20 protein-coding genes are annotated in these 19,096 nt (G+C 60.0%); 5 read left to right on the top strand and 15 right to left on the bottom strand.

Annotation, left to right across the window (positions count from 1 at the left end; genetic code table 11):
• Positions 1–35: 35 nt before the first annotated feature.
• The 3 genes from clpB to rluD all read right to left on the bottom strand — a co-directional run bounded on the left by clpB (position 36) and on the right by rluD (position 4,420).
• A complete protein-coding gene (gene clpB, locus ASD70_RS02220; RefSeq protein ID WP_043049306.1) occupies positions 36–2,600 on the bottom strand; it encodes an ATP-dependent chaperone ClpB in 2,565 nt (854 codons plus the stop codon).
• A gap of 135 nt (positions 2,601–2,735) precedes the next feature.
• Entirely contained in the window at positions 2,736–3,461 is a 726-nt protein-coding gene (pgeF, locus tag ASD70_RS02225; protein ID WP_046070856.1) for a peptidoglycan editing factor PgeF, read from the bottom strand.
• Entirely contained in the window at positions 3,458–4,420 is a 963-nt protein-coding gene (gene rluD, locus ASD70_RS02230) for a 23S rRNA pseudouridine(1911/1915/1917) synthase RluD (protein ID WP_043049304.1), read from the bottom strand. The genes pgeF and rluD overlap by 4 nt, the downstream gene beginning before the upstream one ends.
• 149 nt (positions 4,421–4,569) lie before the next feature.
• Between rluD and ASD70_RS02235 the strand changes: the two genes are divergently transcribed.
• Positions 4,570–5,595 carry an outer membrane protein assembly factor BamD gene (locus tag ASD70_RS02235; RefSeq protein ID WP_046070855.1) on the top strand — a complete coding sequence of 342 codons (1,026 nt, stop codon included), beginning with the start codon at positions 4,570–4,572 and terminating at the stop codon, positions 5,593–5,595.
• 126 nt (positions 5,596–5,721) lie between these two features.
• Positions 5,722–5,955, top strand: coding sequence for a PP0621 family protein (locus ASD70_RS02240; RefSeq protein WP_056845539.1), 234 nt, complete (start codon positions 5,722–5,724; stop codon positions 5,953–5,955).
• Here the strand turns inward: ASD70_RS02240 and thiO are convergent.
• The 5 genes from thiO to pilV all read right to left on the bottom strand — a co-directional run bounded on the left by thiO (position 5,942) and on the right by pilV (position 9,252).
• A complete protein-coding gene (gene thiO / locus ASD70_RS02245; protein WP_056845540.1) occupies positions 5,942–7,051 on the bottom strand; it encodes a glycine oxidase ThiO in 1,110 nt (369 codons plus the stop codon). The two genes, ASD70_RS02240 and thiO, sit on opposite strands and share 14 nt — an antisense overlap.
• A gap of 62 nt (positions 7,052–7,113) precedes the next feature.
• Complete coding sequence (locus ASD70_RS02250; protein ID WP_056845541.1) at positions 7,114–7,515, bottom strand: type IV pilin protein; 402 nt, start codon at positions 7,513–7,515, stop codon at positions 7,114–7,116.
• A gap of 11 nt (positions 7,516–7,526) precedes the next feature.
• Complete coding sequence (locus ASD70_RS02255; protein WP_056845542.1) at positions 7,527–8,057, bottom strand: pilus assembly PilX family protein; 531 nt, start codon at positions 8,055–8,057, stop codon at positions 7,527–7,529.
• 5 nt (positions 8,058–8,062) lie between these two features.
• Positions 8,063–8,770, bottom strand: a complete 708-nt coding sequence (locus ASD70_RS02260; RefSeq protein WP_046070851.1) for a prepilin-type N-terminal cleavage/methylation domain-containing protein — start codon at positions 8,768–8,770, stop codon at positions 8,063–8,065.
• The gene (pilV, locus tag ASD70_RS02265) at positions 8,767–9,252 is read right to left on the bottom strand and encodes a type IV pilus modification protein PilV (protein WP_056845543.1); all 486 of its coding nucleotides are present in this window, start codon (positions 9,250–9,252) and stop codon (positions 8,767–8,769) included. The genes ASD70_RS02260 and pilV overlap by 4 nt, the downstream gene beginning before the upstream one ends.
• A gap of 206 nt (positions 9,253–9,458) precedes the next feature.
• Here pilV and ASD70_RS02270 point away from each other — a divergent pair, with 206 nt between their 5' ends.
• Positions 9,459–10,040, top strand: a complete 582-nt coding sequence (locus ASD70_RS02270) for a GspH/FimT family pseudopilin (RefSeq protein WP_046070849.1) — start codon at positions 9,459–9,461, stop codon at positions 10,038–10,040.
• Here the strand turns inward: ASD70_RS02270 and ispH are convergent.
• The 6 genes from ispH to murJ form a co-directional block, all read right to left on the bottom strand.
• Positions 9,994–10,941, bottom strand: coding sequence for a 4-hydroxy-3-methylbut-2-enyl diphosphate reductase (gene ispH, locus ASD70_RS02275; RefSeq protein ID WP_003188409.1), 948 nt, complete (start codon positions 10,939–10,941; stop codon positions 9,994–9,996). The two genes, ASD70_RS02270 and ispH, sit on opposite strands and share 47 nt — an antisense overlap.
• A 180-nt stretch (positions 10,942–11,121) precedes the next feature.
• Positions 11,122–11,559, bottom strand: coding sequence for an FKBP-type peptidyl-prolyl cis-trans isomerase (locus tag ASD70_RS02280; protein WP_173664505.1), 438 nt, complete (start codon positions 11,557–11,559; stop codon positions 11,122–11,124).
• A 7-nt stretch (positions 11,560–11,566) separates the two neighbouring features.
• Positions 11,567–12,079 carry a signal peptidase II gene (gene lspA, locus ASD70_RS02285; RefSeq protein WP_046070847.1) on the bottom strand — a complete coding sequence of 171 codons (513 nt, stop codon included), beginning with the start codon at positions 12,077–12,079 and terminating at the stop codon, positions 11,567–11,569.
• Positions 12,072–14,903 (bottom strand): isoleucine--tRNA ligase, encoded by a 2,832-nt coding sequence (ileS, locus tag ASD70_RS02290; RefSeq protein ID WP_046070846.1) that lies wholly within the window; start codon positions 14,901–14,903, stop codon positions 12,072–12,074. The genes lspA and ileS overlap by 8 nt, the downstream gene beginning before the upstream one ends.
• A gap of 14 nt (positions 14,904–14,917) precedes the next feature.
• Entirely contained in the window at positions 14,918–15,856 is a 939-nt protein-coding gene (ribF, locus tag ASD70_RS02295; RefSeq protein WP_046070845.1) for a bifunctional riboflavin kinase/FAD synthetase, read from the bottom strand.
• A 119-nt stretch (positions 15,857–15,975) separates the two neighbouring features.
• Positions 15,976–17,514 (bottom strand): murein biosynthesis integral membrane protein MurJ, encoded by a 1,539-nt coding sequence (gene murJ / locus ASD70_RS02300; protein ID WP_056845544.1) that lies wholly within the window; start codon positions 17,512–17,514, stop codon positions 15,976–15,978.
• A 253-nt stretch (positions 17,515–17,767) separates the two neighbouring features.
• Here murJ and rpsT point away from each other — a divergent pair, with 253 nt between their 5' ends.
• Positions 17,768–18,046: a 30S ribosomal protein S20 gene (rpsT, locus tag ASD70_RS02305; RefSeq protein WP_003188401.1), complete on the top strand. Its 279-nt coding sequence runs from the start codon at positions 17,768–17,770 to the stop codon at positions 18,044–18,046.
• A 263-nt stretch (positions 18,047–18,309) separates the two neighbouring features.
• Here rpsT and ASD70_RS02310 read toward each other — a convergent pair whose 3' ends face one another.
• A complete protein-coding gene (locus tag ASD70_RS02310; RefSeq protein ID WP_027606858.1) occupies positions 18,310–18,795 on the bottom strand; it encodes an FKBP-type peptidyl-prolyl cis-trans isomerase in 486 nt (161 codons plus the stop codon).
• Here ASD70_RS02310 and ASD70_RS28040 point away from each other — a divergent pair.
• Positions 18,764–19,084, top strand: coding sequence for a DUF3565 domain-containing protein (locus tag ASD70_RS28040; RefSeq protein WP_082561398.1), 321 nt, complete (start codon positions 18,764–18,766; stop codon positions 19,082–19,084). The genes ASD70_RS02310 and ASD70_RS28040 overlap by 32 nt on opposite strands.
• Positions 19,085–19,096: the final 12 nt, after the last annotated feature.

Here is a 19,096-nt window from a genome sequence, read left to right on the forward strand (position 1 = left end):
TGCGGGGCCTCTTCTTATTACGCCAGATGCAGGCCTTAATGGAAGACGATTTCGTCGTCCTTCACCGTGGCCGTGACGCGGGTTCCCGGCATAAAGCTGCCCGACAGGATCAGTTGCGCCAGCGGGTTCTCGATCCAGCGCTGGATCGCACGTTTCAGAGGCCGTGCGCCATACACCGGGTCGTACCCGACCGCGATCAGCTTGTCCAACGCCTCGCTGCTCAGCTCCAGGTCCAGCTCGCGTTCAGCCAGGCGGCTGCGCAGGCGACCCAGTTGGATCTCGGTGATACCCGCGATCTGATCCCGCGCCAAAGGCTCGAAGATCACCACCTCATCCACCCGGTTGATAAACTCCGGACGGAAGTGCGAGGTCAGCGCATCCATGACCGCAGCACGCTGGGCTTCACGGTCCCCCACCAGCTCCTGGATCTGGGTCGAGCCCAGGTTGGAGGTCATCACGATCACCGTATTACGGAAGTCCACGGTACGCCCGTGACTGTCGGTCAGACGACCATCTTCCAGTACCTGCAGCAAGATGTTGAACACATCCGGGTGGGCCTTCTCGACCTCGTCCAGCAGGATCACCGAGTAAGGCTTACGCCGCACGGCTTCGGTCAGGTAACCGCCCTCCTCGTAGCCCACGTAGCCTGGCGGTGCGCCGATCAGGCGGGCCACCGAGTGCTTCTCCATGAATTCGGACATATCGATCCGTACCATGGCCTCTTCAGTATCAAAGAGGAACTCGGCCAGGGCCTTGCACAACTCGGTCTTACCCACACCGGTCGGGCCGAGGAACATGAACGAGCCGCTCGGGCGGTTCGGGTCGGACAAACCAGCCCGGGAACGTCGTACAGCATTGGACACCGCGACCACGGCCTCTTCCTGGCCGATGACGCGCTGATGCAACAGGCTTTCCATCTTCAGCAGCTTGTCGCGCTCGCCTTCGAGCATTTTCGACACCGGAATACCGGTCCACTTGGAGACCACTTCGGCAATTTCTTCCTCGGTCACTTTGCTGCGCAGCAACTGGTTCTCAGGCTTGCCATGCTGGTCGACCATTTGCAGGCTGCGCTCCAGGTCCGGGATCACCCCGTACTGCAACTCGGCCATGCGGTTCAGGTCGCCTTTGCGGCGCGCCGCTTCCAGCTCCTGGCGGGACTGCTCGATCTTTTGCTGGATCTGCGCCGAGCCCTGTACTTCGGCTTTTTCCGAGGTCCAGATTTCTTCGAGGTCCGAATACTCACGCTCCAGGCGGACGATTTCTTCCTGGAGTTTTTCCAGGCGCTTCTTAGCCGCCTCGTCCTCTTCTTTCTTCAACGCCTGGGATTCGACCTTCAGTTGAATCAGGCGCCGATCCAGGCGGTCGAGTACTTCCGGCTTGGAGTCGATCTCCATGCGGATACGGCTGGCGGCCTCGTCGATCAGGTCGATAGCCTTGTCCGGCAACTGACGATCAGTGATATAGCGATGGCTCAACTTGGCCGCCGCAATGATAGCGCCGTCGGTGATCGCCACCTTATGGTGGACCTCATAGCGCTCTTTCAGGCCACGCAGGATGGCAATGGTGTCCTCTTCGCTTGGCTCTTCCACCAGGACTTTCTGGAAGCGACGCTCCAGCGCTGCGTCCTTTTCGATGTACTGGCGGTATTCGTTGAGCGTGGTCGCACCGACGCAGTGCAGTTCGCCCCGCGCCAAGGCTGGTTTGAGCATGTTGCCGGCGTCCATGGAACCTTCGCCTTTACCGGCGCCGACCATGGTGTGCAATTCGTCGATAAACAGAATGATCTGCCCTTCCTGCTTCGACAATTCATTAAGCAACGATTTCAGGCGCTCTTCGAACTCACCACGGAACTTGGCGCCGGCGATCAGCGAGCCCATGTCCAGGGACAACAGGCGCTTGCCTTTCAGGCCGTCCGGCACTTCACCATTAATGATGCGCTGGGCCAGGCCCTCGGCAATCGCAGTTTTACCCACGCCAGGCTCACCGATCAGCACCGGGTTGTTCTTGGTGCGGCGTTGCAGAACCTGGATAGTGCGGCGGATTTCGTCGTCACGACCGATCACCGGATCGAGCTTGCCTTCTTCGGCGCGCTTGGTCAGGTCGACGGTGTATTTGTCCAGGGCCTGGCGCGACTCCTCATGGTTGGGGTCGTTCACCGCCTCGCCCCCACGCAGGTTGTTGATGGCGTTTTCCAGGGCTTTCTTGCTCACGCCCTGGCCCAGCAACAATTTGCCGAGCTTACTGTTGTCGTCCATGGCGGCGAGCAGCACCAGTTCGCTGGAGATGAACTGGTCACCTTTCTGCTGGGCCAGGCGGTCGGCCTGGTTGAGCAGGCGCGCCAGATCCTGGGACATGTTCACGTCGCCGGTAGGGTTCTGGATTTTCGGCAGTTGGTCGAGCTCTTTGCTCAACTCCTTGCGCAGGCTGTTGACGTCAAAGCCCACCTGCATCAGCAAGGGCTTGATGGAACCACCTTGCTGTTCCAGGAGCGCCTGCATCAGGTGCGCAGGCTCAATCGCCGGATGGTCGAGGCCGACCGCCAGGGATTGGGAATCCGATAAGGCCAACTGCAATTTGCTGGTTAAACGATCAATACGCATTAGTCACCTTCCTTTTGAGCAGGCCGGAGCTATGAACAAACACATCCTGAATGAAGAAACCTGCCAGATACCCTTATAGATGGGGTGGATTCTGGGGGTTTCAAGCGGCGGATGGTTGATACAGGTCAGGACAGTCTAGCGTTCAAGCCAGATAAGGGAGGCGAATCGGCCCGTACGCGGGCTGCGGCGATAAGAAAAGAAGCGCGGGTCGGTCACGGTGCATAAACCGCCACCATACACGGCGGTGACACCGCGTACTGCCAGACGCAGGCGCGCCAGCTGGTAGATGTCAGCCATGAACTTGCCGGGGTTGTGGCTGGGAACAAAGGCTTCAGCGGTGGCCGGCAGTTGCTGCATGAACGCCTCACGCACTTCCAGGCCGACCTCAAAGGCTTGCGGGCCAATGGCAGGACCGAGCCAGACCAAGACGTCTTCGGGAGCGGTATCCAGGCTTTCGAACGCGGCCTCAAGCACGCCAGCCGCTAAGCCACGCCAACCGGCATGGGCTGCGGCAACCCGGGTGCCCGCCCGATTACAGAACAGCGCAGGCAGGCAATCGGCGGTCATGGATGTGCAGGCGATGCCAGGGGTGCTGGTCCAACTGCCATCTGCCTCGACAGTACGGCCCGGATCAGCCTCAACCACGTTGGTACCGTGGACCTGGCGCAACCAGGCAGGCTGAATATTGAACGCGTCGGTCAGACGGCGGCGATTTTCAAGGACGGCCTCCAGGCTGTCCTCAACGTGATCACCCAGGTTAAGGCTGTCGAACGGCGCCAGACTGACGCCGCCCGCTCGGGTGGTGACGCAGGCTTTCACCCCGGCCGGCGCGGGCCAGTCAGGAATCAGCCAGTCATTCATCCGACAAACGCCTCGCGATCCTGCTTGAGCAGCGACAGCAACCAGACCAGATCGTCTGGCAGCGGCGATTCCCAGCTCATTCGCTTACCGCTCGTCGGATGATCCAGCTCCAGGAAACGGGCATGCAGTGCCTGACGCGGGAAGGATTTCAGCGATTCAACCATGGTTTGGCTCGCCGCCGGCGGAATTCGGAAACGACCGCCGTAGGCAGGATCTCCGACCAACGGGAAGTTGATATGCGCCATGTGCACGCGAATCTGGTGGGTACGCCCGGTTTCCAGCTTGACCCGCACATGGGTGTGGGAACGGAAACGCTCCAGCACACGGTAGTGGCTGACGGCCTGCTTGCCGCCTTCCATCACCGCCATACGCTGGCGCTGCTGGCCGTGGCGACCAATGGGGGCGTTGATCTTGCCACCGGCCACCACCACGCCGATCACGATGCACTCGTAGATACGACTGACGCTGCGGCTCTGCAATTGAGTAACAAGCTGCGTCTGCGCCTGGATGGTCTTGGCCACCACCATCAGACCGGTGGTGTCCTTGTCCAGGCGGTGCACGATGCCGCAGCGCGGGACATTGATAATGTCCGGCACGTGGTGCAACAGAGCATTGAGCAAGGTGCCATCAGCGTGCCCGGCGGCCGGGTGAACCACCAGGCCCGCGGGTTTGTTGATGACCAGGATGTCGTCGTCTTCATAGACGATATCCAGCTCGATGTCCTGGGCGACCCATTCTCCCTGGGCTTCCTGCTCGGCAGTCAGCTCAAGAATCGCACCGCCATGGACTATGTCTCGCGGGCGGATAACCGCTCCATCCACAGTCAGGCGGCCGTCTTTGATCCAGGCGGATAGGCGCGAGCGCGAGTGCTCAGCGAATAATTGTGCGGCGACTTGATCGAGGCGTTGGCCGCCCAATTCGGACGGCACCTCTGCGCGAAGTTCAATTTTATCGGACATGCTCAGACTAGGCGTGGCACAGCCTTTGGTTTCGGCTGCGCGCTTGTGGTTAAATACGGCGTCTTTTGCCCCGAGGCTTTCAACGGGGCGCTCATCATAACAGGACGGCCCCGCCCAAGACAGCGGCCGTCATAGGGACGCAAGCCGCCATGCAAGTGAAACACCTGCTGCTGATCGCCATCCTCGCCATGACTGCTGCTTGCTCGTCAACAAAGGACGTCGTCGACGAAAACCTGAGCGAAGTCGAGCTGTACCAGCAAGCTCAGACAGACCTGGACAATAATAGCTTCACCAGCGCCACAGCAAAGCTGAAGGCCTTGGAGTCGCGTTACCCGTTCGGTCGCTATGCCGACCAGGCACAGTTGGAGCTGATCTACGCCAACTACAAGAACGCCGAGCCGGAAGCTGCCAAGTCCGCTGCCGAGCGTTTTATCCGCCTGCACCCGCAGCACCCGAACGTCGACTACGCCTACTACATGAAGGGCCTGACCTCGTTCGACCAGGACGTTGGCCTGCTGGCGCGTTTCCTGCCGCTGGACATGACCAAGCGCGACCCGGGTGCTGCCCGCGACTCCTACAATGAGTTCGCCCAGCTGACCAGCCGCTACCCGAACAGCCGCTACGCGCCGGACGCCAAGCAGCGCATGATCTACCTGCGCAACCTGCTGGCGTCCTACGAGATCCACGTAGCCCACTACTACCTGACCCGCCAGGCGTACGTCGCAGCCGCCAACCGTGGCCGCTATGTAGTGGAGAACTTCCAGGAAACCCCCTCCGTGGGTGACGGCCTGGCAGTCATGACCGAGGCTTACCAGCGTCTGCATCTCGATACACTGGCGACCACCAGCCTGGAAACCTTGAAACTCAACTACCCTGACCACCCAAGCCTGAAAGACGGCCAGTTCGTGCCTCAGGTGGCCGAAGCGGACAACCGTTCCTGGCTGAGCAAATACACCCTGGGCCTGATCGAATCCCGCCCACCGTTGCCGCCGGGCGAAACCCGCGCCAATCAGGACGTGATCAAGCAGTACCAGGATGCCAAGGATGCCATTCCTTCGGACCTCAAGCCTCACGACGAGAACGGCGACGTCATCGAAGAAGAGGAGCCGCAGGCCCTTGGCAACAACGAAGACCGTTCGTGGTTCAGCTACATGACCTTCGGTGTGTTCGACTGATTGTTCGACGCAACGCAAAAGGGAGCTCTGAGGAGCTCCCTTTTTTATGAGCGAGTATTTATTGCGCTGTGCGCCCGTGGCCACCTTGGCTAAACTGGCGCATTCCTTGCCGAGAAACTGCCCATTATGCTTCGTCTACTGTTCTGGATTGCCGTCATTGCTGCCGCGGTATGGTTCTGGCGCAAATTCAAAAACCCTACAGCGCGCCAGCAACGGCCTGCTGAGCCGAATGCAGCGCTGATGGTGCGTTGCGCCCACTGCGGCGTGCATCTGCCGCAGGATCGCGCACTGAGTTCAAGCCAGGCGTGGTATTGCACCCAGGCACACCTGGAACAAGGGCCGAAATCTATCGAGCGTTAAGGCGACCGGCGGGCGAATAAGGCGCGGGATCGATGATCGGGGCCCGCGCCAACAGCAAGTCGGCGAATAACTGGCAGGAGGCCGGCGCTAGCACCAGGCCATTGCGGTAATGCCCGCAATTGAGCCACAACCCCTTGAACCCAGGAACCTCACCGATATACGGGATACCCTCCGGCGAGCCAGGCCGCAACCCTGCCCAATGCCCGACCACCTCGGCAGCCGCCAGGGCAGGAATCAGCTCTACCGCAGACGCCTTGAGGCTTTCCAACGCGGTTTCGGTCGGCGTCTTGTTGAACCCCTCATGCTCCAATGTGCTTCCGATCAGGATGTGCCCATCACGTCGTGGGATCGCATACCGCCCCTTGGCCAGGACCATGCTGGATAAAAAGTCAGACGCACATTTGTACAGAATCATCTGACCTTTGACCGGCTCTACGGGTAATGCCAAGCCCAACGTGCCCAGCAATTGCCCACTCCAGGCCCCGGCAGCGAGCACCACCTGATCACCTGGAACCTGCCCTGCAGCGGTGTTAACGCCCACCACGCTGTCACCCTCGCGGACAAATCCTTGTACTTCGCAATGCTCTTGTATTGTCACACCCGGCAATGCCAGCAGCGCAGCCCTCAGGGATTTGACCAGGCGCGGGTTGCGTACATTGGCCACGTCGGCCATGTAGATCGCCCGGGAATAGCCGCCTCCCAATACCGGCACTGCATCATGGGCCGCCGACACATCCACCTTGCTTAATGGCCGTTCTTCACGCGCAGCCCAGGCCAATGCTTGGCCTTCATCATCCAGGTCAAGCCAGTACAGGCCCGTGGTATGCACCTCGGGATCCACGCCGGTAGCGGCAAACAAGCGCTGCGCCAATTGCGGGTAAAAATCCTGGGACCAATGGGCCAAGGCGGTGACCGCCGGGCTATAGCGCCATGGATACAATGGCGAAACAATCCCGCCACCCGCCCACGAAGACTCCTGCCCAAGCCCCGCCCGCTCCAGCAGTATGACCGTCTGCCCCTCCCTGGCGAGGTTGTACGCCGTCAACAGACCGATGACTCCGCCGCCGACAATCACCACTTGCTGTTGCTTAGCCATTATTTGATCCAGCCGATAAACAGGGAAGGACGCGCCCGGCGCCCACTCTTCAAGCACGCTCATCATTGCCCCCAGCAGAGCTTGCGCGACATATCAGGCGCCGCTCCCGGATTACTTCGCATACCGGTGCTGGTCAAGCCGAAAGCTGCACACGCGTCACCCGCCATCACCGAATCCACAACAGGCGTAGCGAGCAGGTCAAAATCCTGGGGGTTTAACACGACACTGATTCTATAATGATCATTGCCCGCACTGACGCTGCTTGCGTCAATAAAAGTGCCGTTCTTCGTATAAAAACGCTCCAAGTGCTGGGCCTGCTCGCTCAACAACGCGACGATTTGCGCTCGATATACTTTTTTTATCTGGCCGATATATCCGGGATAGGTGACCCCAGCCAGCAACGCGATGATCGCCACCACGATCAGTAACTCGATCAGGCTAAAGCCCCGGCTCTCCATGCCCATTCTATTACTCCCTATTGAAGTTGCCGCCATAAGACCCGTCGAAACCTGACGTTGCCGCCCTCCTCCACACGTGCGTAGACCGTCTCCAGCACCGTGCGTGATTGGCCTGCGAGCCCGACCGCGGTTACCCGGAACAGTGCCGCTGGGGCATAAGCTGGTAGATGGACCACATCGGCCCCCATACCCAGCGCTTGAACGCCATAGAATCCACCCTTCAGCGCAACCCAGAAGACCGCGGATACAGGGTTGGGGCCGGCGCGCACCAACGAAAAAGCTTCAACGGGCGGCGCACAGGTGATGACCGAGTGGCAGATGGGCAATGCCCCGCCAGCCCTCTGTACCGCCCACTCGCCCAACCTCAGGCCGCTTTCGGCATGTTGAAATGATTGATTGCGATGCCACAGGCTACTTGCGACTTTTTGCTGGGATACCGCCCCCTGCATGGATGACAACCCCACCAGCGATAACAGCAGCAGGAATACCAGACAGATCAGCAACACCATCCCGGCCTGCCGCACATGAAGCCCGCCAAGCATGATCATCACGCCTAACCCAGCCGATTTCGCAGCGCGGCCACGACGCTGTAGCTCTGATCCTTCACCCGTCCAGACGGGTCTTGCAGTGTCATATGGATGCGCACGCTGCGTATCAACGACGCGGCAACCGGGTGGCTGTCGTAACGCACCACAACCGTTGATGCCGGCTGGGCCGCCATGCCAAAGCTGATGTCGAATGCCCGCACGTTATCCATCAGTACGGCTTTCGCAGGTGTTGCCGGCGTACTGATCTTCAACTGGCCTGTTTCGTAGGTATAGGTAAGCTGGCGTATGCCAAAGCGGATCTGGCCAGGTGCGGCGGCAGGCGGTGCCCCGGCATAAGCCTGGGCCACCTCCTTGCAGTCGGACAGCACCGTCCAATCGGGCTTGCCAGCACCCTCACCGACGCTCGCCGTAACCAATGTCAGTGACTTTGTACTCGCCGACGCCTCCCAGCTTATCGGCCGATCAAAGGCGGCAGGCGCGTTGTCGATGACGGCCGTGGCCAGGCACCCCAGCATGCCTGCCTGGCGTATGTCCTGGGTAATCTTGCTCAGGACAAACCGCGCATCATCCTGCAGCACCATTGCGGCCTGCTGGCTGGCATGGGTCAGTCGCGAGCTGATTAACACCTGGCTCGCACCCAGCACCAGCACTAGCCCTACGGCGAGTGCCAGCAACAATTCCACCAGGCTGAAACCTCGAGCAAGACGATTCATTGCAACGCTCCCTGATCATTAGCGATACGACTGGTCAGGGTGAAGGTTTCCCGCGCTCCAGGCCTGTTTGCCGCCCGAGCGTCCTGCCAGCTGATGCTGATGGTGACCTCATGCCCACTTAAAGCCACCGCCCCTTTAGCGCCTTCGCCAGCGAAACCAATGATATTGGCCTCGAAATCGTGCAGGTCCAAGTCACGCACACTGGCAGTCGAAGTGCTGCGCGGCGCGGGCTCGGCGCTGCCCCACGAGTAATCTGCACCGGCGTTGGCGCGAATGCGATCAAGCATGTCGTAGGCGATAAAACTGGCTTGGCTGGTCATCCTGGCGCTGTCGGTGTACTTGAGCGCATTGAGCTGGAGCATTGCAGTGCCCATCAGACCAATGGCCAGGATCAGCAGCGCTACCAGCACCTCGATCAAGGTCATGCCGGATTGGCGCCGCTGGAAAGCGCGCAGGAAAAAACGTTTCGGGCGGGCGGGCATTACCGTCGTCATCCATGTCGAAGGCCGGAAAAAAGCAGGCGAAACCTGCTGTACGACCCAAGACTAGCGTCGGTTTTCAAGCGGCGCTGCTCCAGGAACAAAGGGAAATACTTTGGACATAAAGGCCATCATTCATCGCCAGGAGCCCAGGGCTATACCTATGTCTGCAACTTGAAGACCCACTCGCGTCCACGGAGGGAACGCACATGACACAACGAGGGTTCACCCTGATTGAAATGCTGCTTGGGCTGATCGTGACCAGCTTTCTTGCACAACTGGCCGTGCCAGGCTTCAAAGGGTTGCTTGAATCACAGCAGCGACAAAGCGTGGCCCAATCACTCGCTGCTGGCCTGCGTTACGCACGCACCGAGGCCATCGCACGCAATCAGGCGGTGGTCATTCACGCGCGGGACGAGGACTGGAGCCTGGGGTGGCGGGTGATACTGGACATCAGTGGGCGTGGTCACCTGGACGAAGATAACCCGGTATTGCTGGAACGACAGGACAGCGGGCATGTGCTAATCGCGGGCAATGGCCCGGTCACGAACCAGGTGCGTTTCAGCGGTTTGGGGGAGCCGGTCTTTGCCGGCGGGGGCTTCCGTGCCGGCACCGTGCATGTGTGCGACACAAGCCAGGCACAGAGCCTGTACCAGGTAGTGCTGGCGCCCAGCGGGCGCATCAGCCTGCGCAGTGTGAAAACCGAGCAGGCATTATGCCGAGGCTATACCAGTACGTCGGGCGTCAGAGCAGCGAGCGGACCCGCAGTTCCTTGGGCATGGAGAACGTGATGTTCTCTTCACGACCAGCCAGCTCATCAGCACCGGTGGCGCCCCAGGCCTGCAACTGCTGGATCACGCCGCGCACCAGGACTTCCGGGGCCGAGGCGCCCGCGGTGATGCCAATCCGCTCGACACCATCGAACCAACTGCGCTGCATGTCTTCGGCGCCATCGATCAGGTATGCCGGTGTGGCCATGCGTTCGGCCAGCTCACGCAAGCGATTGGAGTTGGAGCTGTTCGGGCTGCCGACCACCAGCACCACATCGCACTCATCCGCCAGTTGCTTGACCGCATCCTGGCGGTTTTGCGTGGCGTAGCAGATGTCGTCCTTGCGGGGGCCACCAATCGCGGGGAATCGTGTGCGCAGGGCATCGATTACACGGCTGGTATCGTCCATGGACAAGGTAGTCTGAGTCACGAACGCCAGGCGATCCGGGTTGTGCACCTGCAAGTTGGCAACATCTTTTTCGTCTTCCACCAGGTAGATGGCGCCGCCGTTGCTGGCGTCGTACTGACCCATGGTGCCTTCGACCTCCGGGTGACCGGCATGGCCGATCAGGATGCATTCGCGGCCGTCACGGCTGTAGCGCGCCACTTCGATGTGCACCTTGGTCACCAACGGGCAAGTGGCATCGAACACTTTCAGGCCACGGCCTGCCGCTTCGGTACGCACCGCCTGGGACACACCGTGGGCACTGAAGATGACGATAACGTCGTCGGGCACCTGGTCGAGCTCTTCGACAAAGATCGCGCCGCGTGCACGCAGGTCTTCGACCACGAACTTGTTATGGACGACTTCATGACGCACATAAATCGGCGGCCCGAAGACTTCCAGGGCGCGGTTGACGATTTCGATCGCCCGGTCCACGCCGGCGCAGAAGCCACGGGGGTTGGCGAGTTTGATTTGCATGCTGTGCCTCGTGTCTTGCAGCCACATTGAGTCGAATTTAACGCCGACTCAACCGACAATGGAGATCAAAGGTGGGAGGGGGCTTGCTCCCGATAACGGTATATCAATCTGCAAATACTTAGCTGATACATCGCTATCGGGAGCACGCCCCCTCCCACATTTTAGACCGTGTACGGTCAGTTACAGCGCTTTGACGTTGATGATTTCGACGTCAAAGGTCAGTGTCTTGCCGGCCAACGGGTGGTTGAAGTCGATGGTCACTTGCGCGTCATCGAAAGCTTTCACCACGCCAGGCAGTTCGGTATTCGCCGCATCATTGAAAATCACCAGCAAGCCTTCCGACAGATCCATGCCTTCGAACTGCGAACGCGGGATGATCTGTATGTTTTGCGGGTTGGGCTGGCCAAATGCGTTTTCCGGCAGGATCTGCAGCTTACGCTTGTCGCCAGCCTTGAAGCCGAACAGGGCGGCTTCAAAACCCGGCAACAGGTTACCGTCGCCCACCTTGAAAGTCGCCGGCGCTTTGTCGAAGGTGCTATCGACCGTGTCGCCATTCTCCAGGCGCAATGCGAAATGCAAAGTGACTTCCGTGTTCTGGCCGATGCGTTGCTCAGCCAATACCTGATCAGTCATTGACGGTCTCTCCGGTTTTCTTGCTCTTGAACATATCCAGCGCCAGCATGATTGCACCGACGGTAATAGCGCTATCGGCAAAGTTGAACGCCGGGAAATAATGGCGGTTCTGCCAATGCACCAGGATGAAGTCGATCACATGGCCCAAGGCGATGCGGTCATACAGGTTGCCCAGCGCACCGCCCAGCACCAGGGCCAAGGCGATAGCCAGCCAGGTGTCGTCGCGACCCAGGCGCTTGAGCCAGACCACCAGCACTGAACTCACCACCACGGCAATCAGGGCAAACAACCAGCGCTGCCAGCCACCGCCGTCAGCCAGGAAGCTGAAGGCGGCGCCGGTGTTGTAGGCCAGGGTCCAGCTGAAGTAATCCGGGATCACCACGATTTGCTGGAACATTTCCAGGGAGCCCTCGAAATGAGCCTTGCTGACCTGGTCAATGACCAGGACCAGCAGGCTCAGTACGAGCCAGCCCAGACGTCCAAAACGACTGGCTGAGTTAGGCATAGTGGCGAACCTCGCCAGCACCGCTGATGTTGTCTACGCAACGACCACAGATTTCCGGATGCTCAGGGTTCACACCGACATCTTCACGGCAGTGCCAGCAACGGGCGCACTTGGGGAAGGCCGACTTGACCACTTTGAGCTTGAGGCCCGGCACTTCAGTAGCTACGGCATCCGCCGGGGCCTGGGCGAAAGGTGCCAGGCTCGCGGTGGAGGTGATCAGCACGAAGCGCAGTTCGTTGCTCAGCTTGGCGAGGTCGGCGGTCAGGCCTTCCTCGGCAAACAAGGTGACTTCGGCTTGCAGGTTGCCGCCCACGGCCTTGGCCGCACGCTGGACTTCCAGCTCCTTGTTCACCGCAACCTTGACCGCCATGACGCCTTCCCAGTACTCACGGCCCAGTTCGAAGTCGGCCGGCAGTTCGGTCAGGCCTTCGTACCAGGTATTGAGCATGACGGACTCGTTACGCTCGCCCGGCAGGTATTCCCATAGCTCGTCGGCGGTGAACGCCAGGATCGGTGCGATCCAGCGCACCAGCGCTTCGCTGATGTGGTACAGCGCGGTCTGCGCCGAGCGGCGCGCCTTGCTGTTAGCGCCGGTGGTGTACTGGCGATCCTTGATGATGTCGAGGTAGAAACCGCCCAGCTCCTGCACGCAGAAGTTGTGGATCTTCGAGTAAACATTCCAGAAGCGGTACTCGCCGTAGTGCTCCTGCAGCTCACGCTGCAGCAACAAGGTGCGGTCCACGGCCCAACGGTCCAGGGCGAGCATGTCCTCGGCCGGCAGGAGGTCGGTAGCCGGGTTGAAACCGGTCAGGTTCGACAGCATGAAGCGTGCGGTATTACGAATGCGACGGTAGGCATCGGCGCTGCGCTGCAGGATCTGCTCCGAGACGGCCATCTCGCCCGAATAGTCGGTCGAGGCCACCCACAGACGCATGATATCGGCGCCCAGGGTGTCGTTGACCTTTTGCGGCGCGATCACGTTGCCCAGGGACTTGGACATCTTGCGGCCGTTTTCGTCAACGGTGAAACCGTGGGTCAGCAGCTCGCGGTACGGAGCGTGGTCGTCGATGGCACATCCAGTCAGCAACGAAGAATGGAACCAGCCACGGTGTTGGTCCGAGCCTTCCAGGTACAGGTCAGCACGCGGGCCGGTCTCGTGGCCCATAGGGTGCGAGCCGCGCAGCACGTGCCAGTGGGTGGTACCCGAATCGAACCACACGTCGAGGGTGTCGCTGATCTTGTCATACAGCGGCGCTTCGTCGCCCAACAGTTCGGCGGCGTCCAGCTTGAACCAGGCTTCGATGCCTTCCTGTTCGACACGCTGGGCCACGACCTCCATCAGTTCGACGGTACGCGGGTGCAACTCGCCGCTTTCCTTGTTCAGGAAGAACGGGATCGGCACGCCCCAGTTGCGCTGGCGGGAGATGCACCAGTCCGGACGGTTGGCGATCATCGAGTGCAGGCGCGCCTGGCCCCAGGCCGGGACGAACCGGGTGTCTTCGATCGCCTTGATCGCACGATTGCGCAGGGTCTGGCCCTGGACCGGCTCTTTATCCATGCCGATAAACCACTGCGCGGTGGCGCGGTAGATCAGCGGGGTCTTGTGGCGCCAGCAGTGCATGTAGCTGTGCTTGATGGTTTCGGTGTGCAGCAGCGCGCCAACTTCCGACAGCTTGTCGATGATCGGCTGGTTGGCCTTGAAGATGAACTGGCCGCCGAAGAATTCCAGGGACGGCACGTACACACCATTGCTCTGCACCGGGTTCAAGATGTCGTCGTTGACCATGCCATAGGCTTTGCAGGTCACGAAGTCGTCTACGCCATAGGCTGGCGCGGAGTGAACAATGCCGGTGCCGGCGCCCAGTTCTACGTAGTCCGCCAGGTACACCGGCGACAGACGGTCATAGAACGGATGACGGAAGTTGATCAGTTCCAGCGCGGAACCGGTGGTGGTGGCGATCACCGAGCCTTGCAGCTCGTAGCGCGCCAGGCACGATTCGACCATTTCCTCGGCCAGCACCAGCAGGCGATCACCGACGTCCACCAGGGCGTAGATGAATTCCGGGTGCACGTTCAGCGCCTGGTTGGCCGGGATGGTCCACGGGGTGGTGGTCCAGATCACGATGGCAGCCGGTTTGCTCAGGCTCGCCAGGCCAAAGGCCTCGGCCAGCTTGGCGTCGTCGGCAATCGGGAACGCCACGTCGATGGTCGAGGACTTCTTGTCTTCGTACTCGACTTCCGCTTCGGCCAGGGCCGAACCGCAATCGAAGCACCAGTTCACGGGCTTGAGGCCCTTGAACACGAAACCGCCCTTGACGATTTCGGCCAAGGCACGGATTTCACCGGCCTCGTTCTTGAAATTCATGGTCTTGTACGGGTTGTCCCACTCGCCCAGCACGCCCAGGCGGATGAATTCGGACTTCTGCCCTTCGATCTGCTCGGTGGCGTAGGCACGGCACAGCTCGCGGGTTTTATCCGCGCCCAGGTTCTTGCCGTAGGTCACTTCGACTTTGTGTTCGATCGGCAGGCCGTGGCAGTCCCAGCCCGGGACATACGGCGCGTCGAAGCCCGAAAGGGTCTTCGAGCGGATGATCATGTCCTTGAGAATCTTGTTCAGCGCATGACCGATGTGAATCGTGCCGTTGGCGTAAGGAGGGCCGTCGTGCAGGACGAATTTCGGACGATCCTTGCCAATTTCGCGCAACTTTCCGTACAGGCCAATACTGTCCCAGCGCTGCAGGATCTGCGGTTCGCGCTGTGGCAGGCCGGCCTTCATTGGGAAGGCGGTGTCCGGAAGGTTTAACGTGGCTTTATAGTCGGTCATTTAAGGCTCTTCGGTTAGCGATGGGCGCTAGGTGCGGCTAGTGCACGGGCGGCGGCGACATCCGCATTGATCGCCGTTTTCAACGCCTCCAGGGAGGCGAAACGCTGCTCTTCACGCAGCTTCTGGTGGAAAACCACCGTCAAACGCCGGTCGTATAAATCACCGGCAAAATCCAAAAGGTGAACTTCCAGGTGGGCCTTGCCATCACCTGCAACCGTGGGCCTGACGCCTATATTGGCGACTCCCGGCCACGATTGGCCGTCGATATCGACGCTCACCAGGTAAACCCCGGTCAAGGGTACACGACGGCGCTTTAGTTGCACGTTGGCAGTTGGCGTGCCCAATTGGCGCGCCAGCTTCTGGCCGTGCAATACCCGCCCGGCAATGCGGAACGGGCGACCGAGCAAACGCTCGGCCAGGCCGAAGTCGGCAGCAGCCAGGGCGTTACGCACCTGGGTGCTGCTCACACGCAGGCCGTCCAGTTCGACGGTTTGCGCGGCTTCGACGGTAAACCCCTGATTGACGCCGGCATGTTGCAGGAAATCGAAATCCCCGACCCGGTCACACCCGAAACGGAAGTCGTCGCCGACTTCCAGGTGTTGCACCCCCAGGCCGTCCACCAGGATACGGTCAACGAACTCGGTGGCGCTGAGGCTACGCAAGCGCTGGTTGAAAGCCAGGCAAAGGACGCGGTCCACACCCTCTTCGGCCAGCAGTTGCAGCTTGTCGCGCAGGCGCGTCAGACGGGCCGGCGCCGTTTCCGGGGTAAAGAACTCCCGCGGTTGTGGCTCGAAAATCACCACGCAGCTGGGCACGCCCAACTCGACCGCACGCTCGCGTAGCCGGGCCAGGATAGCCTGGTGACCACGGTGAACACCGTCAAAGTTGCCAATAGTGGCGACGCAGCCCCGATGCTCGGGGCGCAGGTTGTGAAGACCTCGAACCAGCTGCATAACGCGCTTCTTGCTCATAAAGTGGTCGATTATAACCACACCCAGCCCCGGACGACAGGCAACAGCGCAGGCCAAATGGGTCGATTCGATAAAACACCCGTTTTATCGCGGCAAACTCTCTATCCCAGCGACTTGCGATTGAAATGCCGCAGGCGGAAACCTTGCAACAGCAACATGCCGAAGTACACCGCCGCCCCTGCAACCACCAATATCCCCAGGCGCATGAAGCGCTCCAGCATATCGCCATGGCCCCAGGCCGGCATTAAGTGCATCAGACCAATGAGCACGGCGGACATCGCGGCGACTGCCACGAGCAACTTGAGGGAGAACACTCCCCAACCCGGCTGTGGCTGGTACATCTGCTGTTTGCGCAGTTGGTAAAACAGCAGGCCGGCATTGATGCAGGCGCCGGCACTGATCGCCAACGCCAGCCCGGCATGGGCCAAAGGCCCGATAAAGACCAGGTTGAGCAGCTGCGTGACGATCAGCGTGAAAATTGCGATTTTCACCGGGGTGCGGATGTTTTGCTGCGCGTAAAAACCAGGTGCCAGCACCTTGATCACAATAATGCCGAGCAGGCCGACGGAGTAGGCAACCAGCGCGTGCTGGGTCATCAAGGCGTCATGCGCATCGAATTCTCCGTATTGAAACAGCGAGACCGTGAGCGGTTCGGCGAGGATCCCCAGGGCCAGGGCGCATGGCAATACCAGCAGGAAGCACAGGCGCAGGCCCCAATCGAGGATTCGCGAATACTCCTGGCGGTCCTTGCTGGCGTAGGTGCGCGCCAGGGTCGGCAGCAGGATCGTGCCCAACGCCACGCCAAGCACGCCGGACGGCAACTCCATCAGGCGATCAGCGTAATACATCCACGACACCGAGCCCGAGACCAGCAGCGAAGCGAACGCGGTGTTGATGATCAGCGAAATCTGGCTCACCGACACCCCGAGGATCGCCGGCAGCATATTGCGCATCACGCGCCAGACACCGGTGTCCTTGAGATTCAGGCGCGGCAACACGAGCATGCCGATTTTCTTCAAGTGCGGCAGCTGGTACAGCAGCTGCGCCAGGCCTCCGGCCAGGACCGCCCAGCCCAGGGCCATGACCGGCGGATCAAAATACGGCGTCAGGAACAGCGCAAAAATAATCATGCTGACGTTAAGCAGGGTCGGCACGAAGGCGGGCACCGAGAAACGGTTCCACGTATTGAGGATCGCCCCGGCCAGGGATGACAGTGAGATCAGCAATATATAAGGAAAGGTCACTCGCAACAGATCAGTGGTCAGTGCGAATTTTTCCGGAGTATTGGCAAATCCCGGGGCTGTGGCCCAGATCACCCAGGGTGCGGCGAGCATGCCGATCAACGTCACCAGCATCAGCACCAGGGTCAGCAGGCCCGAGACGTAGGCAATAAAGGTACGGGTCGCCTCCTCGCCCTGCTGGGTCTTGTATTCGGCCAGGATCGGCACGAAGGCCTGGGAAAACGCACCCTCGGCGAAGATCCGCCGCAACAGGTTGGGGAGTTTAAAGGCAATAAAGAAAGCATCCGTGGCCATGCTGGCGCCAAAGATGCGCGCCAGCAGGGTGTCACGCACAAACCCTAAAACCCGGGAGATCATGGTGATAGAGCTGACGGCAGCCAACGATTTGAGCAGATTCATTGAAAGAGTTTGCGCCTATAGATAAAGAGCAGGCGAACAAAGCGCCCACTTATGCGATACTGCGCGCCTGCAACAGCACAGAGCCAAAGCTCGCGAGTTTACAGGTCAAGCGCCGGAAATAAATCACCCGCCTCTTCAGATCGACCACTCAGCAGTTCGCATCAGCCGCCCTTGACAACCCATCAAGTCATCGGCATGATTCGCGGCCTATTTTGTTTGCTATTTCCTAAAAAGTCTTTCGAGGAGCTCGACGGTGGCCAACACACCTTCCGCCAAAAAACGTGCAAAACAGGCTGAGAAGCGTCGCAGCCACAACGCCAGCCTGCGTTCCATGGTTCGTACCTACATCAAGAATGTAGTTAAAGCCATCGACACCAAAGACGCTGAAAAAGCCCAAGCTGCTTACGTTCTGGCCGTGCCAGTTATCGACCGTATGGCCGATAAAGGCATCATCCACAAGAACAAGGCCGCTCGTCATAAGAGCCGCCTGAATGGCCACATCAAGGCTCTGAGCGTTCCTGCTGCTGCCTAAGTGGTAACAACTGCCACGCAGCCCTGGTTGCGAAACAGTTAAGAAATGCCCCGTACCGAAAGGTCCGGGGCATTTTTGTTTGCCCAAAGATTCATCACAACTTCCCTTGTGGGAGGGGGCTTGCTCCCGATAGCGGTGTGTCAGTCAGAATATCTGGTACTGATACACCGCTATCGGGAGCAAGCCCCCTCCCACATTAAAACGCAAAAAAAAACGCCCCGAACCAGTCGGGGCGTTTTTGCTACCTATTGATCAAACCACAATCAATGGTGATGACCGCCTTCACCGTGGACGTGGCCGTGAGCTACTTCTTCCTGGGAAGCGTCGCGAATGGCAACGATCTTCACTTGAAAGTTCAGGCGCTGGCCTGCCAGAGGGTGGTTACCGTCGACAGTCACGTCGTCGCCGTCCAGGTCACGGATGGTGACGATCTGCATTTGGCCGTCCGGCGCGGAAGCGTGGAACTGCATGCCCACTTCCAGCTCATCAACGCCTTCGAACATGCTGCGGCTCAGGGTGCTGACCAGCTCGGCGGAGTATTCGCCGTAGGCATCTTCAGGTTCTACGGCGACAGTCAGCTCGTCACCGACGCTCTTGCCTTCCAGGGCCTTTTCCAGGCCGGGGATGATGTTACCTGCGCCTTGCAGGTAGACCAGCGGCGCGCCGCCGGCTGAGCTGTCGATGACCTCACCAGCGTCGTTGGTCAGGGTATAGTCGATGGAGACAGCCTTGTTAGCGGCGATCGTCATGGGGCGAGACCTTTTGCATAAGAATGAAGAACGGACAAGTCTAAACAAGGATTTGCCTGAAAGCGAACAGAACCCGGACGGACGGGGCCGATCAACGGCATCCCTCATCACCGGTTTCCATCAGGACGACGATCGGCATTGGGTCGCCGAACTGTCCTGCGGCCACACCCAGCACTTGCGCCACCAGCCGCCATGGCAGTCATGCGCCTGGGTACTTGACCCTGCGCAACGCCTTGAAAAAATAGGCCAACCCTTTGCGTGCGGCTGGTGTGCGCAAGCGCGCGAATAACGCTAACCTTGG

It is taken from the genome of Pseudomonas sp. Root569, from assembly GCF_001427465.1.
Classification (GTDB): domain Bacteria; phylum Pseudomonadota; class Gammaproteobacteria; order Pseudomonadales; family Pseudomonadaceae; genus Aquipseudomonas; species Aquipseudomonas synxantha.

Bases quoted from the DNA above. Each gene is read 5' to 3' on its own strand.
- pilV (WP_056845543.1), bottom strand. From the start codon at position 9,252: ATGCCCGCCCGCCCGAAACGTTTTTTCCTGCGCGCTTTCCAGCGGCGC.
- thiO (WP_056845540.1), bottom strand. From the start codon at position 7,051: ATGGCTAAGCAACAGCAAGTGGTGATTGTCGGCGGCGGAGTCATCGGT.
- pgeF (WP_046070856.1), bottom strand. From the start codon at position 3,461: ATGAATGACTGGCTGATTCCTGACTGGCCCGCGCCGGCCGGGGTGAAA.
- ASD70_RS02235 (WP_046070855.1), top strand. From the start codon at position 4,570: ATGCAAGTGAAACACCTGCTGCTGATCGCCATCCTCGCCATGACTGCT.
- ASD70_RS02255 (WP_056845542.1), bottom strand. From the start codon at position 8,057: ATGATCATGCTTGGCGGGCTTCATGTGCGGCAGGCCGGGATGGTGTTG.
- ASD70_RS02250 (WP_056845541.1), bottom strand. From the start codon at position 7,515: ATGGGCATGGAGAGCCGGGGCTTTAGCCTGATCGAGTTACTGATCGTG.
- ASD70_RS02270 (WP_046070849.1), top strand. From the start codon at position 9,459: ATGACACAACGAGGGTTCACCCTGATTGAAATGCTGCTTGGGCTGATC.
- ASD70_RS02310 (WP_027606858.1), bottom strand. From the start codon at position 18,795: ATGACGATCGCCGCTAACAAGGCTGTCTCCATCGACTATACCCTGACC.
- ASD70_RS02260 (WP_046070851.1), bottom strand. From the start codon at position 8,770: ATGAATCGTCTTGCTCGAGGTTTCAGCCTGGTGGAATTGTTGCTGGCA.
- murJ (WP_056845544.1), bottom strand. From the start codon at position 17,514: ATGAATCTGCTCAAATCGTTGGCTGCCGTCAGCTCTATCACCATGATC.
- lspA (WP_046070847.1), bottom strand. From the start codon at position 12,079: ATGCCTAACTCAGCCAGTCGTTTTGGACGTCTGGGCTGGCTCGTACTG.
- ispH (WP_003188409.1), bottom strand. From the start codon at position 10,941: ATGCAAATCAAACTCGCCAACCCCCGTGGCTTCTGCGCCGGCGTGGAC.
- rluD (WP_043049304.1), bottom strand. From the start codon at position 4,420: ATGTCCGATAAAATTGAACTTCGCGCAGAGGTGCCGTCCGAATTGGGC.
- ileS (WP_046070846.1), bottom strand. From the start codon at position 14,903: ATGACCGACTATAAAGCCACGTTAAACCTTCCGGACACCGCCTTCCCA.
- ASD70_RS28040 (WP_082561398.1), top strand. From the start codon at position 18,764: ATGGAGACAGCCTTGTTAGCGGCGATCGTCATGGGGCGAGACCTTTTG.
- ribF (WP_046070845.1), bottom strand. From the start codon at position 15,856: ATGCAGCTGGTTCGAGGTCTTCACAACCTGCGCCCCGAGCATCGGGGC.
- ASD70_RS02240 (WP_056845539.1), top strand. From the start codon at position 5,722: ATGCTTCGTCTACTGTTCTGGATTGCCGTCATTGCTGCCGCGGTATGG.
- clpB (WP_043049306.1), bottom strand. From the start codon at position 2,600: ATGCGTATTGATCGTTTAACCAGCAAATTGCAGTTGGCCTTATCGGAT.